A 16,467-nucleotide genomic window follows, 5' to 3' on the forward strand; every position below is an offset into this window, starting at 1 on the left:
GCATCAAAGTCGGTATAACAGGAGAATAATGATGACTACTCTGCGCAAACTTCCTCTGGCACTGGCTGTCGCCGCCGGTGTTCTCTCTACCCAGGCGCTGGCCGTGGATTTTCACGGTTACGCCCGTTCCGGCATCGGCTGGACCGGCAGCGGCGGTGAGCAACAGTGCTTCAAGGCCACCGGTGCCGCGAGCAAATACCGTCTCGGCAACGAATGCGAAACCTACGCCGAACTGAAACTGGGGCAGGAAGTGTGGAAAGAAGGCGACAAGAGCTTCTATTTCGACACCAACCTGGCCTATTCGGTCTCGCAACGTTCCGACTGGGAAGACGTGACCCCGGGCTTCCGCGAAGTCAACGTGCAGGGTAAAAACCTGATCGACTGGTTGCCGGGCTCCACGCTGTGGGCCGGTAAGCGCTTCTATCAGCGTCATGACGTTCACATGATCGACTTCTACTACTGGGATATCTCCGGCCCGGGCGCCGGTCTGGAAAACATCGATCTGGGCTTCGGCAAGCTGTCCGCCGCCGTGACCCGCAACTCCGAATCCGGCGGCTCTTACGGCTACCTGGATAACGAATGGAAACAGCGCCCAACCGTCAACGACACCTTCGACCTGCGTCTGGCCGGCCTGGAGCTGAACCCGGGCGGCACCCTGGAGCTGGGCGTGGACTACGGCCGCGCCAATGCGCAGGATAACTATCGCCTGGCCGACGGCGCCAGCAAAGACGGCTGGATGTTCACCGCGGAACACACGCAGAGCATCCTGAACGGTTACAACAAGTTCGTGCTGCAGTACGCCACCGACTCGATGACTTCGCAGAACAACGGCCGCAACGAAGGCGCCACCATCGATAACAACGGCAAGATGATCCGCGTGCTGGATCACGGCGCCATCGACTTCAACGATCAATGGGCGCTGATGTACGTCGCCATGTTCCAGGACATCGACCGCGATAACAACAACGGCACCACCTGGTACACCGTGGGCGTGCGCCCGATGTACAAATGGACGCCGATCATGAGCACCCTGCTGGAAGCCGGCTATGACAACGTCAAATCCCAGCGCACCGGCGATCGCAACGGCCAGTATAAAGTGACCCTGGCGCAGCAGTGGCAGGCGGGCAACAGCATCTGGTCGCGTCCGGCCATCCGCCTGTTCGCCACCTACGCCAAGTGGGATGAGAAGTGGGGCTACGCCACCGGTGACGACACCGGGTATAACACCGGCACCGCTTACAACGACACCAGCATGCATACCTTCAGCCGCGGCAAGGATGACGAAGTCACCTTCGGCGCCCAGATGGAAATTTGGTGGTAACGACGACAGGACGGGGAGGGCCACCGGCTCTCCCCCAACCGCATTCGCCGCGGCCGGATCTCTTGCCTGATCCGCCGCGGCGCTGAAAGAGGATATAACGATGAAAAAGAATCTGCTGTCACTCTGCCTGTCGCTGGCGCTGACCGTCGGCGCGCCTTTGGCGGCCAACGCCGACACGCCGGCCAACGTTTCCGTCGCGCCGGCCATCAGCGCCGCCACGCTGCAAAGCCTGCCGTGGCAGCCGCTGCAGCCGCCGGTGTCGCAAGAGGTGAAGCTCGACGCCGTCAGCCCGCAGCTCAATCAGGGCGAGATTCAGGGGGCGATCGCCGCCTATACGCTGCCGGCCGATCGCGGTTCGCTGGAAGTGACGCTGAGCAGCCTCGCCAAAAACAATTCGCTGTACGCGCCGAGCGTGCTGGTGCTGGATGAGCATCTGCGCCCGGCGGCGTATTACCCGAGCAGCTATTTCCCGTATCAGCCGCCGGGGGCGATGTCCTCCGATCGCCTCGAAGGCACGCTGAAACTGACGCCGGCGCTCGGTCAAAAACAGATTTACCTGCTGGTGTACACCACCCGCCAGGACTTGGCGAAAACCACGCAGCTGACCAACCCGGCCAAGGCCTACGCGCAGGGCGTGGGCAACGCGGTGCCGGATATCCCGGATCCGATCGCCGGCCACGCGACGACCGGCACGCTGAAGCTTAAGGTGACCGCGGAACAGGGCACCGGCAACGTGATGATCGGCATGCTGCAGCCTGCGCCGACCGTGGCGCCGGTGGTGGTGGGCTCGACCGCACCGGCCGCCGTGGCGGCGCCTGCGCCAGCGCCGGAGAAACCGGCGGAGCCGATGCTCAACGATACCGAAAGCTACTTCAATAACGGCATCAAGCAGGCGGTGAAGGCGGGCGATATCGACAAGGCGCTGAAGCTGATGAATGAGGCCGAGAAACTGGGCTCGACCACCGCGCGTAAAACGTTTATCAGCAGCGTTAAAGGCAAGGGGTAACACCCGGCGCTGCCGATGCTGGCTCGATGATTGGTGCGCTTTGGCGCACCTTTTTTCATCCGCGGGTCAGCGTTGCGCCGATCAACGCCAGCAGACGGGCGTTGTCCACCTGCTGCATGACGCGCACCGGCTTGCCCTGCGGCGCCGGCATGCCGACCGTCAGGCGCAGGCTGTCCGGCCGCCAGCGGCGTGAGCTGCCGCGCGTCAACGCCCCTTCCACCGCCACATCCACATGAAACATCTCGGTGGTGACCAGCTGCGGCGCCAGCAGCCAGGCGATCACCAGCGCATCATGGATCCAGCAGCCCGGCAGGTGCCGCGTATGGCGCGAATAGTCGATCCACGGCTGCGTCGTGGCGCGCAAATAGCGGCACAGCGGGGTATCCTGCTGGGTCAACGCGGCCAGATCCGCCTGGGTCAGCATGGTCTGGGTGGTGACGTCCAGCGGCGCCAGCGTGATAGCGGCGCCGCTGTTCAACACCAGCCGCGCCGCTTCCGGATCCAGGCCGAAATTGGTGTCCTTGATATATCCCTCAACGTTGAACACGCCGCCCATAATCACGATCTCTTTCACCGCCTGCGCCATCTGCGGGTAAAGCTGCATGGCGTGCGCAACGTTGGTCAACGGGCCGATCGCCGCCAGCGTGATCTCGCCGGGATGCCGGCAGATCAGTTCGCCGATGGCGATGGCGGCGTCCGGCGCGGGCGCGTTGGCCAGCGAGGGCGCGGGCAGGTCACGCCACAGCGCCGCCAGCTTAGGATCGGCGATCGGGCGGTCCAGGTGTGCGCGCCACGGCTCCGGCGGTTCGCTCAGGGCGCGCGCCGCGCCGAGGGCGACCGGCACCTGATAACCGCTCCGCGCCAGCAGATCGCTGGCGACGGCGAAGCCCACTTCGCGCGGGGTGTTGCCGGCCACGATGCTGATCAACTCCAGCTGCAGCTGCGGTTTGGCCGCCAGCGCCAGGGCCAGCGCCAGGCCGTCGTCGACGTTGGCGCCGGGAACGCCGTTGCCGGGATCGCAATCAATGATTAAACGCATATAAGGTGTCCTGAAAAACCGCTAACAGCCGCACGAACGGCGGATGCGCAGTTGAAAAGCGAATTCATGCAGCTCGGCGGGCGCGGCGCCGGCGGCCAGCATGGCGATGGCCCGCTTGGCCATGGCGTCGATCGGCTGCTCGACCGCGCTGAGCGGCGGCACGCTGAATTCGGATTGTTGCGTGCCGTTAAAACAGATCAGCGCCAGATCGTCCGGCGCGCGCAGCCCATGCTCCGCCAGCGCCGACAGGCAGCCGAGCGCCTGCTGCTCGTTAGAGGTGAAAACGGCGCGCGGGCGCGGGCCTTGCACCAGGCGCTGGGTGGCCTGGTAACCGCCCTGGCGGGTGTAGGGCGCTTCGAAAATCCACGCGTCGCGTGGCGCGATGCCCGCCTCCAGCAGCGCATCGCGCCAGCCGTTCAGGCGATCCTGCGCGTTGAGCATGGTCAGCGGACCGATAAAAATGCCGATGTCGCGATAGCCGTGCTGCAGCAGATGGCGGGTCGCCTGGCAGGCGGCGTCGCGCTCGTCGACGCGAATGGCGCAGACGCCGGCCTGGCTGTCGATGGTGTCTATCATCACGCAGGGGGTGCCGGAAGCGCGGATCAGATCGAACCACGGGTGGCGATCGACGCTGGTGTACAGCAGGCCGTCGACCTGGCGGCGCAGCAGGTTGTTGATAAGCTCATATTCGCGCTGACGATCGTCGCCGGCATCGCCCAGCAGCAGCACGCGGCCGCGGCTGAAGGCTTCCTGCTGCAGCGCCCGCGCCAGAGTGGCGAAGAACGGGTTGGAAATATCCGGCACCACCAGCCCGTAGGTTTGCGTGCTGCCGGAGGCCAGCGCCCGCGCGATGTCGTTCGGCCGGTAGCCGGTCTGCTCGATCGCCGCCAGCACGCGCAGCCGGGTGGCTTCCGCCACCGGGCGCGGGCCGTTGTTGATCACGTAGCTGACCACGGCGACGGAGGTGCCCGCTACGCGGGCCACGTCGGCGCGGGTAACGCGTCGCGCGGAGTGATTATCCAAATTGAGATCCTGTTCGCCTTCTCGCTACGCGGCATCCTGCGGCAGGTTGAGATCGCGGCCGCGGGTTTCGGGAGCAAAGAAGGTGGTGATTAAGCCGATGCCCGCCATTACAACAAAATAGGCGGCGACAGGCCACCAGTGACCGAAGCCGGAGAGCAGCGCGGTGGCGATCAGCGGCGCGGTGCCGCCGGAGAGGATCGAGCCGAGCTCCTTGGCGAACGCCATCTTGGAGTAGCGGTTCTTCACGCCGAACAGTTCGACGCCGTAGGCCGCCTGCACGCCGAAGATCCCCAGCGATGCGATGCACATGCCGACTACGATCACCGAGATGACGATCGCCGGTTCACGGCTGTCGAGCAGCCAGAAAGCCGGGAAGGCATACAGCACCAGCAGCAGGCAGAACCAGCGGTAGGTGACGCGGCGGCCGAAGCGATCGGACAGCCAGCCGGCCAGCGGGATCACCAGAAAACCGCACAGCGAGGCGATCAGCACCGCCAGCGCCGGCACCGATTTATCGACCATCAGCACCTTGGCGACGTAGCCGACGATAAAGCCCTGGCACAGATAGGAGGGGCCGTTTTCGCCGATGCGCAGGCCGAGCATCACCCAGAACGCTGTGGTGCGCTGCAGGTAGCTGCGTGAGTCCGGCGCGGCCTGAGCGGCGTCCAGCATGCGCTGGTGGTTTTGTTGCAGCTCGCGCTCGAACACCGGCGTTTCGCGCACGTGACGGCGCAGGTACAGCGCCACCCCGGCGATCAGAATGCTGGCGAGGAACGGAATGCGCCAACCCCAGCTCATCAGATCTTCCTTGTCGAGTTGCAGCACCAGCAGCCATACCAGCGACGCCAGCAGGGTGCCGCTGTTGGAGCCGATGGCGATGATCGAGGCCACCAGCCCGCGCCGCTTGGCCGGCGCGTATTCCGCCAGCATCACCGCGCCGCCGGACAGCTCCGCGCCGGCGCCGAATCCCTGCGCGAAGCGCAGGATCACCAGGCAGGTGGGCGCCCAGACGCCGATTTGCGCATAGGAGGGGATCAGGCCGATCAGCGTGGTGGAAATGCCCATCAGCGCCACGGTGGTGATCAGCACCACGCGGCGGCCTTTGCGATCGCCGATCCAGCCGAACACCAGCGCGCCGATCGGCCGCGCGACGAAACCGACGGAGTAGGTGGCGAAGCTGGCCAGCAGGGCGACCAGCGGCGTGGCCTCGGGGAAGAACACATCGCCGAACACCATGCCGGCCGCTAGGCCGTACAGCGCGAAGTCGACGTATTCCATGGCGGTGCCGAGCCAGCAGGAGAAGGTGGCGCGCCAAAATTGGCTGCGCCCCTCTTTGGTTGCCAGGCGTTCATCGGCCGCCAGCGCGGCGTCGGCGGTCTGTGGAGTGGCAAGCGTTGTTTCGCTCATGACGGTGCTATCCTCTTTTGTTCTGCGCCTGGAGGGGCGCGGTTAAAGATGGTTTCCCTGGTGCCGGCAACAAAGGTGTGCCGACAAATGATGTCGGACGCATGGCGATTCAACGCTGCGGTGTCAGAGTATCTACGCGCGTAGATAAAACAACGCGACAAAGATGAAACTTTGCAGGCGATCACAGAATCGTCATCGTGCCGGGGAACGAAGATAGAGAATACGGATGGCAAAAAGATGACAGAACCCCGGTTTTTCCGGCCGATAGGCCTGCCGTTTTCGCCACGAATCAGCCTGCCGCTTTCGCATTTCTGCGCTACAATGGGGGCCTGTTAACAGTTTGTATCGTCTGGCGCGCCTTACCGGCTGCGGTTCAGGCGAGGAGTAAAGCAATGTCTGGCATCAGGGATTCCATCCTGCCGCCGCTGGAGTGGTTGTCCGAACAGGATCCTCCGGCGCCCGCCACCGTCAGCGACTGGCTGATGGAGTTAGGCTCCATGACCCGCCGATTTGAACGCCATTGCGCCCAGGTGCGCGTCGAACCGCAGCGCGAATGCTTCGTCACGCGCGAGGCGCTGGGCGACGAGGCGAACCACCTGCCCGACAGCCCGCGCTATTGGCTGCGCGAAGTGGTGCTGCTGGGCGACAACCAGCCCTGGCTGCTGGGGCGCACGGTGATCCCGGAAAATACGCTGACCGGCCCCGACCAGGCGCTGGTGGATCTGGGCACGCTGCCGCTGGGGCGCTACCTGTTCAGCAGCGGCGAGCTGACCCGCGACTATATCCATATCGGCCGACAGGATGCGCTGTGGGCGCGTCGTTCACGGCTGCGGCTGGCGGGCAAACCGCTGTTGCTGACCGAACTGTTTTTACCGGCTTCACCGCTGTATTCAGCGGTTCCTGCATAAAAGAGGAGAGCAAGACCTTGGAGGGAAGCGTGACTCAAAGTAAATGGCGGGCTTACAGCCATTTGATGCGCATTGATAAACCGATCGGCACGCTGTTGCTGCTGTGGCCGACGCTGTGGGCGCTGTGGCTGGCCGGGAAAGGCGTGCCGCCGCTGTCGATTTTGCTGGTGTTCGTGCTCGGCGTGTTCCTGATGCGCGCCGCCGGTTGCGTGGTGAATGATTACGCCGATCGCGCGGTGGACGGCTACGTGAAACGCACCGCCGGGCGGCCGATGCCGAGCGGCCAGGTGAGCGCGAAAGAGGCCAAGGTGCTGTTCGTGGTGCTGGTGCTGGTCTCGTTCTGCCTGGTGTTGACGCTCAATGCGATGACCATTTGGCTGTCGCTGGCGGCGCTGGCGCTGGCCTGGGCGTACCCGTTCATGAAGCGGGTGACCAACCTGCCGCAGTTCGTGCTGGGCGCCGCGTTCGGCTGGGGCATTCCGATGGGCTATGCGGCGGTCAGCGAATCGCTGCCGCTCAGCTGCTGGCTGCTGCTGCTGGCCAACATCTGCTGGACGGTGGCCTACGACACGCTGTATGCGATGGTCGACCGCGACGATGACCTGAAGATCGGCATCAAATCCACCGCTATCCTGTTCGGCCGTTATGACAAGCTGATCGTCGGGCTGCTGCAGTTTGCGACGCTGCTGCTGCTGGTGTGGGTCGGTTATCTGGCGCAGCTCGGCGGGGCGTTTTACTGGTCACTGCTGCTGGCGGGCGCGCTGTTCATTCACCAGCAGAAACAGATCGCCGGCCGCGAGCGCGAGGCCTGCTTCAAGGCCTTCCTGCAGAACAACTATGTGGGGCTGGTGGTGTTCATCGGTATCGCGCTGAGCTATCTGCCGACGTAACGCTTCCCTTCCGCAAGAAAAAAGGCACCCCGAGGGTGCCTTTTGTGTTTCCGCGCCGGGCGAAATCACTCGTCTTTCTCTTCTTCCGCATCGGATTGCGGCAGGGCGTTGGTTTCTTCCGGCATGTTGACGCTTTCGATGGTCAGCTTGATCTCCGGCGTGATCAGATCGCTCAGCATGTTGTACACCTCGAGGGTGTGCTCGCGGATCGCATCGCCGCTGTCGTTGATATAGCCTTCTTCGCGCAGCGTTGCCACCAGGGTGGAGAACACCGCCTTGTCGAAGAATTCCGGCGCGTTGATGCCGTGCAGCACCGACAGACGCTGCGCCATGATGCGGCTCTCTTTCTCCAGCGCGCCGCGGTTGATGCTCGGGTTGGCGCTGAGGATCGACATGGTGATGGCGTAGCGTTGCAGGGTTTCGCGCACCCCGGCGGCCAGCAGCTGCAGCGGGCGAATGCGCGCCGGGTTCAGCACCAGCTCGTCGCCTTTGTCGCAGATCAGCTGTTGACGGATCAGCTCGTCGATCACCGGCCGCAGCACCTCCGGCAGCTGTTCCTTGTCGTTATGCAGGAACAGCTCGGCTTTCAGCATCGGATAGATCATGCCGATTTGGCGCAGCAGCTCGGCGCGCGATACCCGGCGGTGATGCATCACGATGCTGGCGATCAGCGACGGCAGCACCAGCAGGTGGTGGATGTTGTTGCGGTAATAGGTCATCAGCACCGCCTGCTCGCGCGGCAGGATGATGATGTCGCCGATGCTGTCCTTCTCCACCTCGAACTTGTTCATGTTCAGCGCGTGATCCAGCAGCTCGTCCGGCGTTTGCGTCGGCACGGTGACGTCACGCGCGTAAGGCGCGTTGCGCATCAGCTGCAGGTAGCACTCGAGCTGTTCGATCAGCTGCTCGCGGGTCAGCGAACGCTGACGCGAGGCCAGCAGCGCGGTGGAACACAGGTTCATGGCGTTGGCCGCGGCGGCGTTGTTGATGCGCACCATGATCTGGCCGGCCAGATCGTTGACCGTCGGCGTCAGCCAGCTTGGGCGCTGGGCTTCGATCGGATCGATCGACTCGCGCCACTGCGGCACGTTCTGGTTGAGGTAAGCCGTCAACGGCAGCGGTTCGCCGAAGTTGACGTAACCCTGGCCCAAGTTGCGCAGCTTGCGCAGGCCGCGCAGCATCTGCGGCAGGCTCTCTTTTTCCTTGGTGGCGCCGCGCAGCTCTTTGGCATAGGTACCCACTTCCATCACGTGCTCGTAACCGATGTAAATCGGCACCAGCGTGATCGGACGGGTGCCGCCGCGCAGCATCGCCTGGATGGTCATCGACAGGGTGCCGGTCTTCGGCTCCAGCAGGCGCCCGGTGCGGGAACGGCCGCCTTCCACGAAGTATTCCACCGAGTAACCGCGGGTGAACAGCTCGCCGAGGTATTCGCGGAACACCGTCGAGTACAGCTTGTTGCCCTTGAAGGTGCGGCGGATGAAGAACGCGCCCAGGCGACGGAAGATCGGGCCGGCCGGCCAGAAGTTGAGGTTGATGCCGGCGGCGATGTGTGGCGGCACCAGGCCCTGGTGATACAGCACGTAGGACAGCAGCAGATAGTCCATGTGGCTGCGGTGGCAGGGCACGTAGACGATCTCGTGGCCGTCCTGCGCCAGCTGGCGCACGCGCTCGGCGTTGGTGACGTTGATGCCCTGATACAGCCGGTTCCAGGTCCAGCTCAGCACGCGGTCGGACAGGCGCACGGTTTCGTAGGAGAAATCGGCGGCGATCTCTTCCATCAGCGCGATGGCGTTTTGCTGGGCCTTCTCGTGTGAGATCTTCTTGCTGCGCGCTTCGTCCTCGACCGCTTTTTCGATCGCTTTGGACGCCAACAGCTTGTTAAACAGATCCTGACGGGCCGGCAGGCTCGGGCCCACGGCGGCCAGGCGCTGACGCGAAAAGTGCATGCGCGCCACGCGCGCCAGTTTCTGCGCGATGGTTTTATCCGTTCCGTGTTCGGTGGCCATGCGGCGCAGCGAAACGGTGTTGGAGAAACGCACGAAGCTGTCGCGGCCGAGCCACAGCACGGCGAAGAATTTCTGCACGCCGTTCAACAGACGCAGGTGCGGCGTACCGTGGCCTTCGCGGCCCGGCGAGCGGCCGAACATCACCGAAACCGGCAGCATCTGAATGTCGAGATCCGGATTGCTGCGATGCAGATCCAGATAGTCGTGGAACAGCTTTACCGACTCTTCTTTCGGGGTGTAATAGCGGAACACGCGCGGGCCGTCGTGAATGAACACGTAGCTCGGCAGCACGGTGCCGTCGATCTCCAACGAGTTGAGCGGATCGGGCAGATCCTGCGCCAGGCACTGGGTTCGCAGCGTCAGCAAATCCGCCTTGGAATTGTAAGGTAAAACATACAAAATCGGCCGTGAGGGATCCAACCCTAGCTCGGTAACCGGATCTGAAGGGATGACCTTACTTCTTACCAACAATTTAAGTGGTAAATTCAATATTTTATAATAAATTTTACGCCAACCTGACATAACAACGTGAAGCCTCTTGTTAGCAATGCGCCGCAAGCATACCAGAAACCGGGTAGCAGATCTGTGGTGTTCGAAATCCGAGAGCCGTCAGCGCGGACTGTTCTAGACTCTTTTTATTATGACCGACCTCTGAGAAAGGCACGAAAACATGGCAAACCAAGCAACCGGCCTGACCCGCATCATCAAGGCCGCCGGCTATTCCTATAAAGGGCTTTCCGCCGCCTGGCAACACGAAGCGGCGTTCCGCCAGGAACTGGTGGTCACCCTCCTGGCTATCATACTGGCTGTCTGGCTGGATGTGGGTGCGATAGCGCGCATTTTATTGATCGGATCGGTAGCGCTGGTGATGATCGTCGAGATCCTGAACAGCGCGATCGAGGCGGTGGTGGATCGCATCGGCAGCGAACATCACGAGCTGTCCGGCCGGGCCAAGGACATGGGATCGGCGGCGGTGTCGCTGGCGATCGTGCTGGCGCTGTTCGTTTGGGGCACGGTCTTATGGCAGCACTTCGGCTGACGAAAAGCGCCTACTGACTGATTTTTATTTAATCTTCGGTTCCCAATCCGCGCTTACCTGTATATACTCACAGCAAGACTGTATAAACAAACAGGGGGCGGAATGAAAGCACTAACTACCAGACAGCAAGAGGTCTACGACCTGATTCGCGAGCACATTTCGCAAACGGGCATGCCGCCAACGCGTGCCGAGATCGCGATGCGTCTGGGGTTCCGTTCGCCTAACGCCGCCGAAGAACACCTGAAGGCGCTGGCACGCAAAGGCGTGATCGAAATCGTCTCCGGTGCTTCGCGCGGTATCCGCCTGCTGATGGAAGAAGAAGAGGGTCTGCCGCTGATCGGCCGCGTCGCCGCCGGCGAGCCGCTGCTGGCGCAGCAGCACATCGAAGGGCACTACCAGGTGGATCCTTCCCTGTTTAAACCGAGCGCCGATTTCCTGCTGCGGGTGAACGGCATGTCGATGCGCGACATCGGCATTCTGGATGGCGATCTGCTGGCGGTGCACAAAACGCAAGACGTGCGCAATGGCCAGGTCGTGGTGGCGCGCATCGAAGACGAAGTGACGGTCAAGCGCCTGAAAAAGCACGGCAACGTGGTTGAACTGCTGCCAGAGAACAACGAATTCCAACCTATCGTGGTCGATCTGCGTCAGCAGAATTTCACTATCGAAGGGCTGGCGGTCGGCGTGATCCGCAACGGCGACTGGATTTAATCGTCGCACCCTCAGTGCCGCCTCCTTGTATCAATCGCCCCTGTTCTGGGGCGTTTTTGTTTCTGACCTTGCCATTCGCCACCGCTACGGGAACTTCTCATCATGCGCTTGATTTCCGCCTTTACCAGCGACACCGATAAAGCTCTGTGGCGCCTGGCCCTGCCGATGATTTTCTCCAATATTACCGTGCCGCTGCTCGGGCTGGTGGACACCGCGGTGATCGGCCACCTCGACAGCCCGATCTATCTGGGGGGCGTCGCGATCGGCGCGGTGGCGACCAGCTTCCTGTTCATGCTGCTGTTGTTCCTGCGCATGAGCACCACCGGCCTGGCGGCGCAGGCGCTGGGGGCACAGAACCCGCAGGCGCTGGCGCGCGCCTTTATGCAACCGCTGCTGTTGGCGCTGCTGGCCGGAGCGGCGATCGTCCTGCTGCGTTATCCGCTGATCGAACTGGCGCTGCGGATCGTCGGTGGCGATGGCGAAGTGCTGGAACAGGCGCGGCGTTTTCTTGAGATCCGCTGGCTCAGCGCCCCGGCGGCGCTGGCCAATCTGGTGCTGCTGGGCTGGCTGCTCGGCGTGCAGTACGTGCGGGCGCCGGTGATCCTGCTGATCGTCGGCAACCTGCTGAATATCGTACTGGATATCTGGCTGGTGATGGGCCTGGGCTGGAACGTGCGAGGGGCGGCGGCGGCCACCGCCATCGCCGAATACGCCACGCTGTTGCTCGGCCTGTGGCTGGCGTGGCGGGTGATGCGCCTGCGCGGTATTACCCTGCCGATGCTGCGCCAGGCTTGGCGCGGCGATCTGCGTCGCCTGCTGGCGCTCAACCGCGACATCATGCTGCGTTCACTGTTGCTGCAACTGTGCTTTGCGTCGCTGACCATTTTCGGCGCTCGCCTGGGGAGCGAGGTGGTGGCGGTCAATGCGGTATTGATGAATCTGCTGACGTTCACCGCCTATGCACTCGACGGCTTCGCTTATGCGGTGGAGGCCCATTCAGGCCACGCCTACGGCGCCCGGGACGATAGCCAACTGCGTAAGGTGTGGCACGCGGCCTGCAGGCAGGCGGGGCTGGTCGCGTTGGCCTTCGGCCTGGCGTATGCCGTTACCGGCCAGCAGATCGTGGCGGCGTTGACCTCCTTGCCGGAGCTGCGTGCGTTGGCTGCCCATTATTTACCGTGGCAGGTCATTCTGCCGCTGGTCGGGGTGTGGTGCTATTTGCTGGACGGCATGTTTATCGGCGCCACGCGCGGCGCCGAGATGCGTAACAGCATGGCGGTGGCTGCGGTAGGGTATGGTCTGACGCTGTTCAGCGTGCCGCTGCTTGGCAACCACGGGCTTTGGCTGGCGCTGGCGGTGTTTCTGACGTTGCGCGGCGTGGCGTTGGGCTGGATTTGGCACCGCCACCAGGTGCGCGGCAGCTGGTTTACCGCACATTAACCCGGGCGTTCCGTTGGGATAATGGTTAGTTTTTCTTATGTTTTTTGTCATGTTTGCTTACATGTTTTCAGCCTGGTCCCGTTCGCGTTAGTTTGTTGTTTACTGGCGTTTTTTGTTTTTATTTTGTCAGTTAATGGTTTTTTATTCTGTGTTTTGGCTTTTTTATTTCCACGTTTAACTAGAATGAATCATGTGGCTGGTACATGAAGGGGAACGGTGCTCCTTAAGGTGAAGGGAGCATCAGCCAGAAAAATTTCTGGTTAACCCCGGCCGGCGACAGGGATCACTGATTCACCACAGGTTAACGGAGAGACTATGAATAAAGATCAAGCCGACGGTAACTGGAAGCAGCTGAAAGGCAAAGTGAAGGAAAAATGGGGCAAGCTGACCGATGACGATCTGACGGTCATCGAAGGGAAACGCGAACAGCTGGTCGGCAAAATCCAGGAGCGCTACGGTTACCAGAAAGAGGCGGCCGAGAAAGAGGTGAAGGCCTGGGAAGAACACACCAAGCACCGCTGGTAATTTGCAGGGCCGCCATTGAAGGCGGCTTGCCCAGCGCAGGCCGGCGTCGCTCTCATCCTCTGGCGCCCCGGCCGCAGGTACAGGGAGGTACCTGACTTCGTCTTACTTCTTCTTGATGGCGATGCTGTGATCGTGTTCGGCGCAGTCATGCTTGCTGTCGCACGCCTCAACCTCCACGCAGCCGGCGCACAGACCGTGCGCTTCCACCACGCTGTGCCGCAGCGCAAATCCGGCTTCCTGCGCCAGCTTCTGCAGCGTTTCCTCTACGCCTTCGGTGGTGCGTTCGGTCACCTGGCCGCAGCGATCGCAGATAAACAGTGCGGACGTGTGCATCGGCTGTTCAAAATGGTGGCACAGCACGTAGCTGTTGGCGGATTCCACTCTATGGATAAACCCTTGCTCCAGCAGAAAATCCAGCGCGCGATAGACCGTCGGCGGCTTGGCCTGCGGTTCGGCGACGCGCAGCAGATCGAGCAGGTCATAAGCGCTGATTGCACCGGGTTGCTGAGTCATCAGACGCAGCACTTCCAGCCGCTGCGGCGTCAATCGCACATTGCGTTGCTGGCAGAGGCGTTCCGCCTGCGCCAGCAGCTTTTCCTGGGTGGTTGAGTTCATCGCAAATATCCCGGTACGTAAAAAAGCCGATTTTACCATGATTACGGCGAATCGCCGAGAGTTGCCCCCTTTTCCCCTGAGGATTGCGCAGGGAAAGGCGCGCAGAGTGCGCTAAAAGAGAGATGCATCACAACTTTTCCCCGCCGCAGGGCGACAAATCAACATTGCCGGTTTTAGCGCTGGAGAGCAGCGGGCGAGAGCGGTATAACGCGCTTCACCCGCGTGATGAGCAGGAGCCATTGTACGATGACGGAAAGAGAGAAGCTGTTAAGCGGCCAGGTGTACAACAGCCGCGATGAAGAATTGATTGCTATGTACCATCGGGCCAGAGCGTTGACCAAAAGCCTGGGCGAGCTGGATTCGCATCAGGCGGACGAGAAAAACCGTCTGCTCGGCGAACTGTTCGGCGCCTGGGGCGAGGCGAGCTGGATCGAAACGCCGTTCTGGTGCGACTACGGGCAACATGTCCGCATCGGCAAGAACTGTTTTATCAACGTCAATGCGGTGTTCCTCGACTGCAATACCATCACCATCGGCGACAACACGCTGATCGGCCCCAACGTGCAAATCTACACGCCGAGTCATCCGCTGAAGGCCGGTGAACGCTTTACCGGTGACCCGGCTTTCCCTTTCCGCACCTCGGCGCAGCCGGTGTCCATCGGCAGCAATGTGTGGATCGGCGGTAACGTGGTGATCTTGCCGGGCGTGACCATCGGCGACGGCACCACTATCGGCGCGGGCAGCATCGTGACCGGCGACATCCCGGCCAACGTGCTGGCGCTGGGGCAGCCGTGCCGGGTTATCCGCGCGTTGGAATAGGGCGCAGATAAGGCGGTTTTCCCAACGGCGCCGATTGTCGTTATAATAGCCGTTTGCGGCCGCGCGCCGTTCGTTGAACCCAGACAGACTCAGGTAGCCAGTAACTCAGCATGACGAAAGACAACCACGCCCCAACCTACGCCGCCAATCGTTTCTCCATCGCGCCGATGCTCGACTGGACCGATCGTCATTGCCGTTACTTCCACCGCCTGCTGACCAAGGAAACGCTGCTGTACACCGAAATGGTGACCACCGGCGCGATCATCCACGGTAAAGGCGACTACCTGGCCTACAGCGAAGAAGAGCATCCGGTGGCGCTGCAGCTGGGCGGCAGCGATCCGGCCGCGCTGGCGCACTGCGCCAAACTGGCGGAGCAGCGCGGTTACGACGAGATTAACCTCAACGTCGGCTGCCCGTCCGATCGCGTGCAAAACGGCATGTTCGGCGCCTGTTTGATGGGGCAGGCGACGCTGGTCGCCGACTGCATCAAGGCGATGCGCGACGCGGTGTCGATCCCGGTGACGGTGAAGACCCGCATCGGCATCGACGATCAGGACAGCTACGCCTTCCTGTGCGACTTTATCGAGACCGTCGCCGGGCGCGGTGAGTGCGACATGTTCACCATTCACGCGCGCAAGGCCTGGCTCTCCGGCCTCAGCCCGAAAGAGAACCGCGAAGTGCCGCCGCTGGACTACCCGCGCGTTTATCAGCTGAAGCGGGATTTCCCGGCGTTGACCATCGCCATCAACGGCGGGGTGAAAACGCTGGAGGAGGCGCGGCAGCACCTGCAGCATCTGGACGGCGTGATGATGGGGCGCGAGGCGTACCAGAATCCGGGCATCCTGGCGCGGGTCGACAGCGAACTGTTCGGCGCGCAGATCGCAGTGCCGGACAGCGTGGCGATCGTCGAAGCGCTGTATCCGTATATCGAGCGCGAGCTGTCCAACGGCACCTATCTCGGCCACATCACCCGCCACATCCTCGGTTTGTTCCAGGGCGTGCCGGGCGCGCGCCAGTGGCGTCGCCACCTGAGCGAGAACGCCCACAAGCCGGGCGCCGATGCGCGGGTGGTGGAGCAGGCGCTGGCGCTGGTGCGTCAGCCGCGTGTGGAAATGGCGTAACCCACAAAAAGTTTGACCAACAGTTAGTCTTTTTCGCCAGGCATTCGGCGCGTTGCCGGATGCCTGCCCCGTTTTTTCAATAGGTTAGCACTTTCGCCGTTCTGGCACGCTTCTTGTAATCCATTCAGCAGATACGTTGAGTTGCAAAGGAGCAATCATGTTGGAAATCTTCTTTCTCATTGGCTTTGTGGTGATGCTGATGGTGACCGGCATCTCGCTGCTGGGGATCTTCGCTGCGCTGTTGGCGGCGGCGGCGTTCATGCTGGTGGGCGGGTTGTTCGCGGTGGTCATCAAGCTGCTGCCGTGGCTGATTTTGGCGGTGGTCGGGGTATGGATTTACCGCGCGATGCAGAAACCGCAGGCCAGGCGTTACTGATTTTTTGCTGAATAATCAGACAGTCACACTGAAACTTGCACAATTTTTCGCACCGCGAATGCGGCAACGATCACAGCTTGGCAGTTTTCCCCGGCGATGTGGCACATAAAGCGTGTTTTTTGCCGAACGGGGCTGTTAGGATGTGGGTCGATGCAGTGATGCGACCGATTTCATCACCGTGAGAGACAACCAAAATTCGTGTTGCTAAAGCAACCCCC

General features: G+C 62.0%; 16 protein-coding genes. 11 read left to right on the forward strand and 5 right to left on the reverse strand.

Features of this window, described 5'->3' with window-relative positions; all coding sequences use genetic code 11:
* Positions 1-31: 31 nt before the first annotated feature.
* Positions 32-1,321: a maltoporin gene (locus tag ACJ8MK_RS23195; RefSeq protein WP_033649704.1), complete on the forward strand. Its 1,290-nt coding sequence runs from the start codon at positions 32-34 to the stop codon at positions 1,319-1,321.
* A 100-nt stretch (positions 1,322-1,421) separates the two neighbouring features.
* Positions 1,422-2,327, forward strand: a complete 906-nt coding sequence (gene malM, locus ACJ8MK_RS23200) for a maltose operon protein MalM (protein WP_033636212.1) — start codon at positions 1,422-1,424, stop codon at positions 2,325-2,327.
* Between the two features lie 55 nt (positions 2,328-2,382).
* Here malM and ACJ8MK_RS23205 read toward each other — a convergent pair whose 3' ends face one another.
* From ACJ8MK_RS23205 to ACJ8MK_RS23215, 3 genes are read right to left on the reverse strand one after another with little or no spacing between them, the layout of a single operon-like run.
* The gene (locus tag ACJ8MK_RS23205; RefSeq protein WP_442518085.1) at positions 2,383-3,366 is read right to left on the reverse strand and encodes a nucleoside hydrolase; all 984 of its coding nucleotides are present in this window, start codon (positions 3,364-3,366) and stop codon (positions 2,383-2,385) included.
* 21 nt (positions 3,367-3,387) lie between these two features.
* Positions 3,388-4,389 carry a LacI family DNA-binding transcriptional regulator gene (locus tag ACJ8MK_RS23210; protein ID WP_033649706.1) on the reverse strand — a complete coding sequence of 334 codons (1,002 nt, stop codon included), beginning with the start codon at positions 4,387-4,389 and terminating at the stop codon, positions 3,388-3,390.
* A gap of 24 nt (positions 4,390-4,413) precedes the next feature.
* Positions 4,414-5,796: an MFS transporter gene (locus ACJ8MK_RS23215; RefSeq protein WP_197808116.1), complete on the reverse strand. Its 1,383-nt coding sequence runs from the start codon at positions 5,794-5,796 to the stop codon at positions 4,414-4,416.
* Positions 5,797-6,188: 392 nt separating this feature from the next.
* Between ACJ8MK_RS23215 and ubiC the strand changes: the two genes are divergently transcribed.
* Complete coding sequence (gene ubiC, locus ACJ8MK_RS23220; protein ID WP_442518086.1) at positions 6,189-6,704, forward strand: chorismate lyase; 516 nt, start codon at positions 6,189-6,191, stop codon at positions 6,702-6,704.
* 17 nt (positions 6,705-6,721) lie between these two features.
* A complete protein-coding gene (gene ubiA, locus ACJ8MK_RS23225) occupies positions 6,722-7,594 on the forward strand; it encodes a 4-hydroxybenzoate octaprenyltransferase (protein ID WP_103799385.1) in 873 nt (290 codons plus the stop codon).
* A 65-nt stretch (positions 7,595-7,659) separates the two neighbouring features.
* On the opposite strand, the gene plsB is transcribed toward ubiA, so the two are convergent.
* Positions 7,660-10,125: a glycerol-3-phosphate 1-O-acyltransferase PlsB gene (gene plsB, locus ACJ8MK_RS23230; RefSeq protein WP_033649708.1), complete on the reverse strand. Its 2,466-nt coding sequence runs from the start codon at positions 10,123-10,125 to the stop codon at positions 7,660-7,662.
* 148 nt (positions 10,126-10,273) lie between these two features.
* Here plsB and ACJ8MK_RS23235 point away from each other — a divergent pair, with 148 nt between their 5' ends.
* The 4 genes from ACJ8MK_RS23235 (at position 10,274) to ACJ8MK_RS23250 (ending at position 13,318) form a co-directional block, all read left to right on the forward strand.
* Positions 10,274-10,642, forward strand: a complete 369-nt coding sequence (locus ACJ8MK_RS23235; RefSeq protein WP_015379225.1) for a diacylglycerol kinase — start codon at positions 10,274-10,276, stop codon at positions 10,640-10,642.
* A 102-nt stretch (positions 10,643-10,744) separates the two neighbouring features.
* The gene (lexA, locus tag ACJ8MK_RS23240) at positions 10,745-11,353 is read left to right on the forward strand and encodes a transcriptional repressor LexA (RefSeq protein ID WP_004936736.1); all 609 of its coding nucleotides are present in this window, start codon (positions 10,745-10,747) and stop codon (positions 11,351-11,353) included.
* Between the two features lie 102 nt (positions 11,354-11,455).
* Positions 11,456-12,793, forward strand: a complete 1,338-nt coding sequence (gene dinF / locus ACJ8MK_RS23245; RefSeq protein ID WP_085286608.1) for an MATE family efflux transporter DinF — start codon at positions 11,456-11,458, stop codon at positions 12,791-12,793.
* A 315-nt stretch (positions 12,794-13,108) separates the two neighbouring features.
* Positions 13,109-13,318, forward strand: coding sequence for a CsbD family protein (locus tag ACJ8MK_RS23250; protein WP_033636203.1), 210 nt, complete (start codon positions 13,109-13,111; stop codon positions 13,316-13,318).
* Between the two features lie 102 nt (positions 13,319-13,420).
* Here the strand turns inward: ACJ8MK_RS23250 and zur are convergent, their stop codons facing one another.
* The gene (gene zur / locus ACJ8MK_RS23255) at positions 13,421-13,933 is read right to left on the reverse strand and encodes a zinc uptake transcriptional repressor Zur (RefSeq protein ID WP_015379223.1); all 513 of its coding nucleotides are present in this window, start codon (positions 13,931-13,933) and stop codon (positions 13,421-13,423) included.
* Positions 13,934-14,179: 246 nt separating this feature from the next.
* Here zur and ACJ8MK_RS23260 point away from each other — a divergent pair, with 246 nt between their 5' ends.
* The 3 genes from ACJ8MK_RS23260 to pspG all read left to right on the forward strand — a co-directional run bounded on the left by ACJ8MK_RS23260 (position 14,180) and on the right by pspG (position 16,249).
* Positions 14,180-14,752 carry a sugar O-acetyltransferase gene (locus tag ACJ8MK_RS23260; protein ID WP_033649710.1) on the forward strand — a complete coding sequence of 191 codons (573 nt, stop codon included), beginning with the start codon at positions 14,180-14,182 and terminating at the stop codon, positions 14,750-14,752.
* Between the two features lie 110 nt (positions 14,753-14,862).
* Positions 14,863-15,873: a tRNA dihydrouridine(20/20a) synthase DusA gene (dusA, locus tag ACJ8MK_RS23265; RefSeq protein ID WP_103774536.1), complete on the forward strand. Its 1,011-nt coding sequence runs from the start codon at positions 14,863-14,865 to the stop codon at positions 15,871-15,873.
* A gap of 157 nt (positions 15,874-16,030) precedes the next feature.
* Positions 16,031-16,249: an envelope stress response protein PspG gene (gene pspG, locus ACJ8MK_RS23270; RefSeq protein ID WP_033636200.1), complete on the forward strand. Its 219-nt coding sequence runs from the start codon at positions 16,031-16,033 to the stop codon at positions 16,247-16,249.
* Positions 16,250-16,467 lie beyond the last annotated feature (218 nt).

Origin of the sequence: Serratia sp. CY38905 (genome assembly GCF_052168875.1) — a bacterium.
In the GTDB taxonomy this organism is placed as follows: Bacteria; Pseudomonadota; Gammaproteobacteria; order Enterobacterales; family Enterobacteriaceae; genus Serratia; species Serratia sarumanii.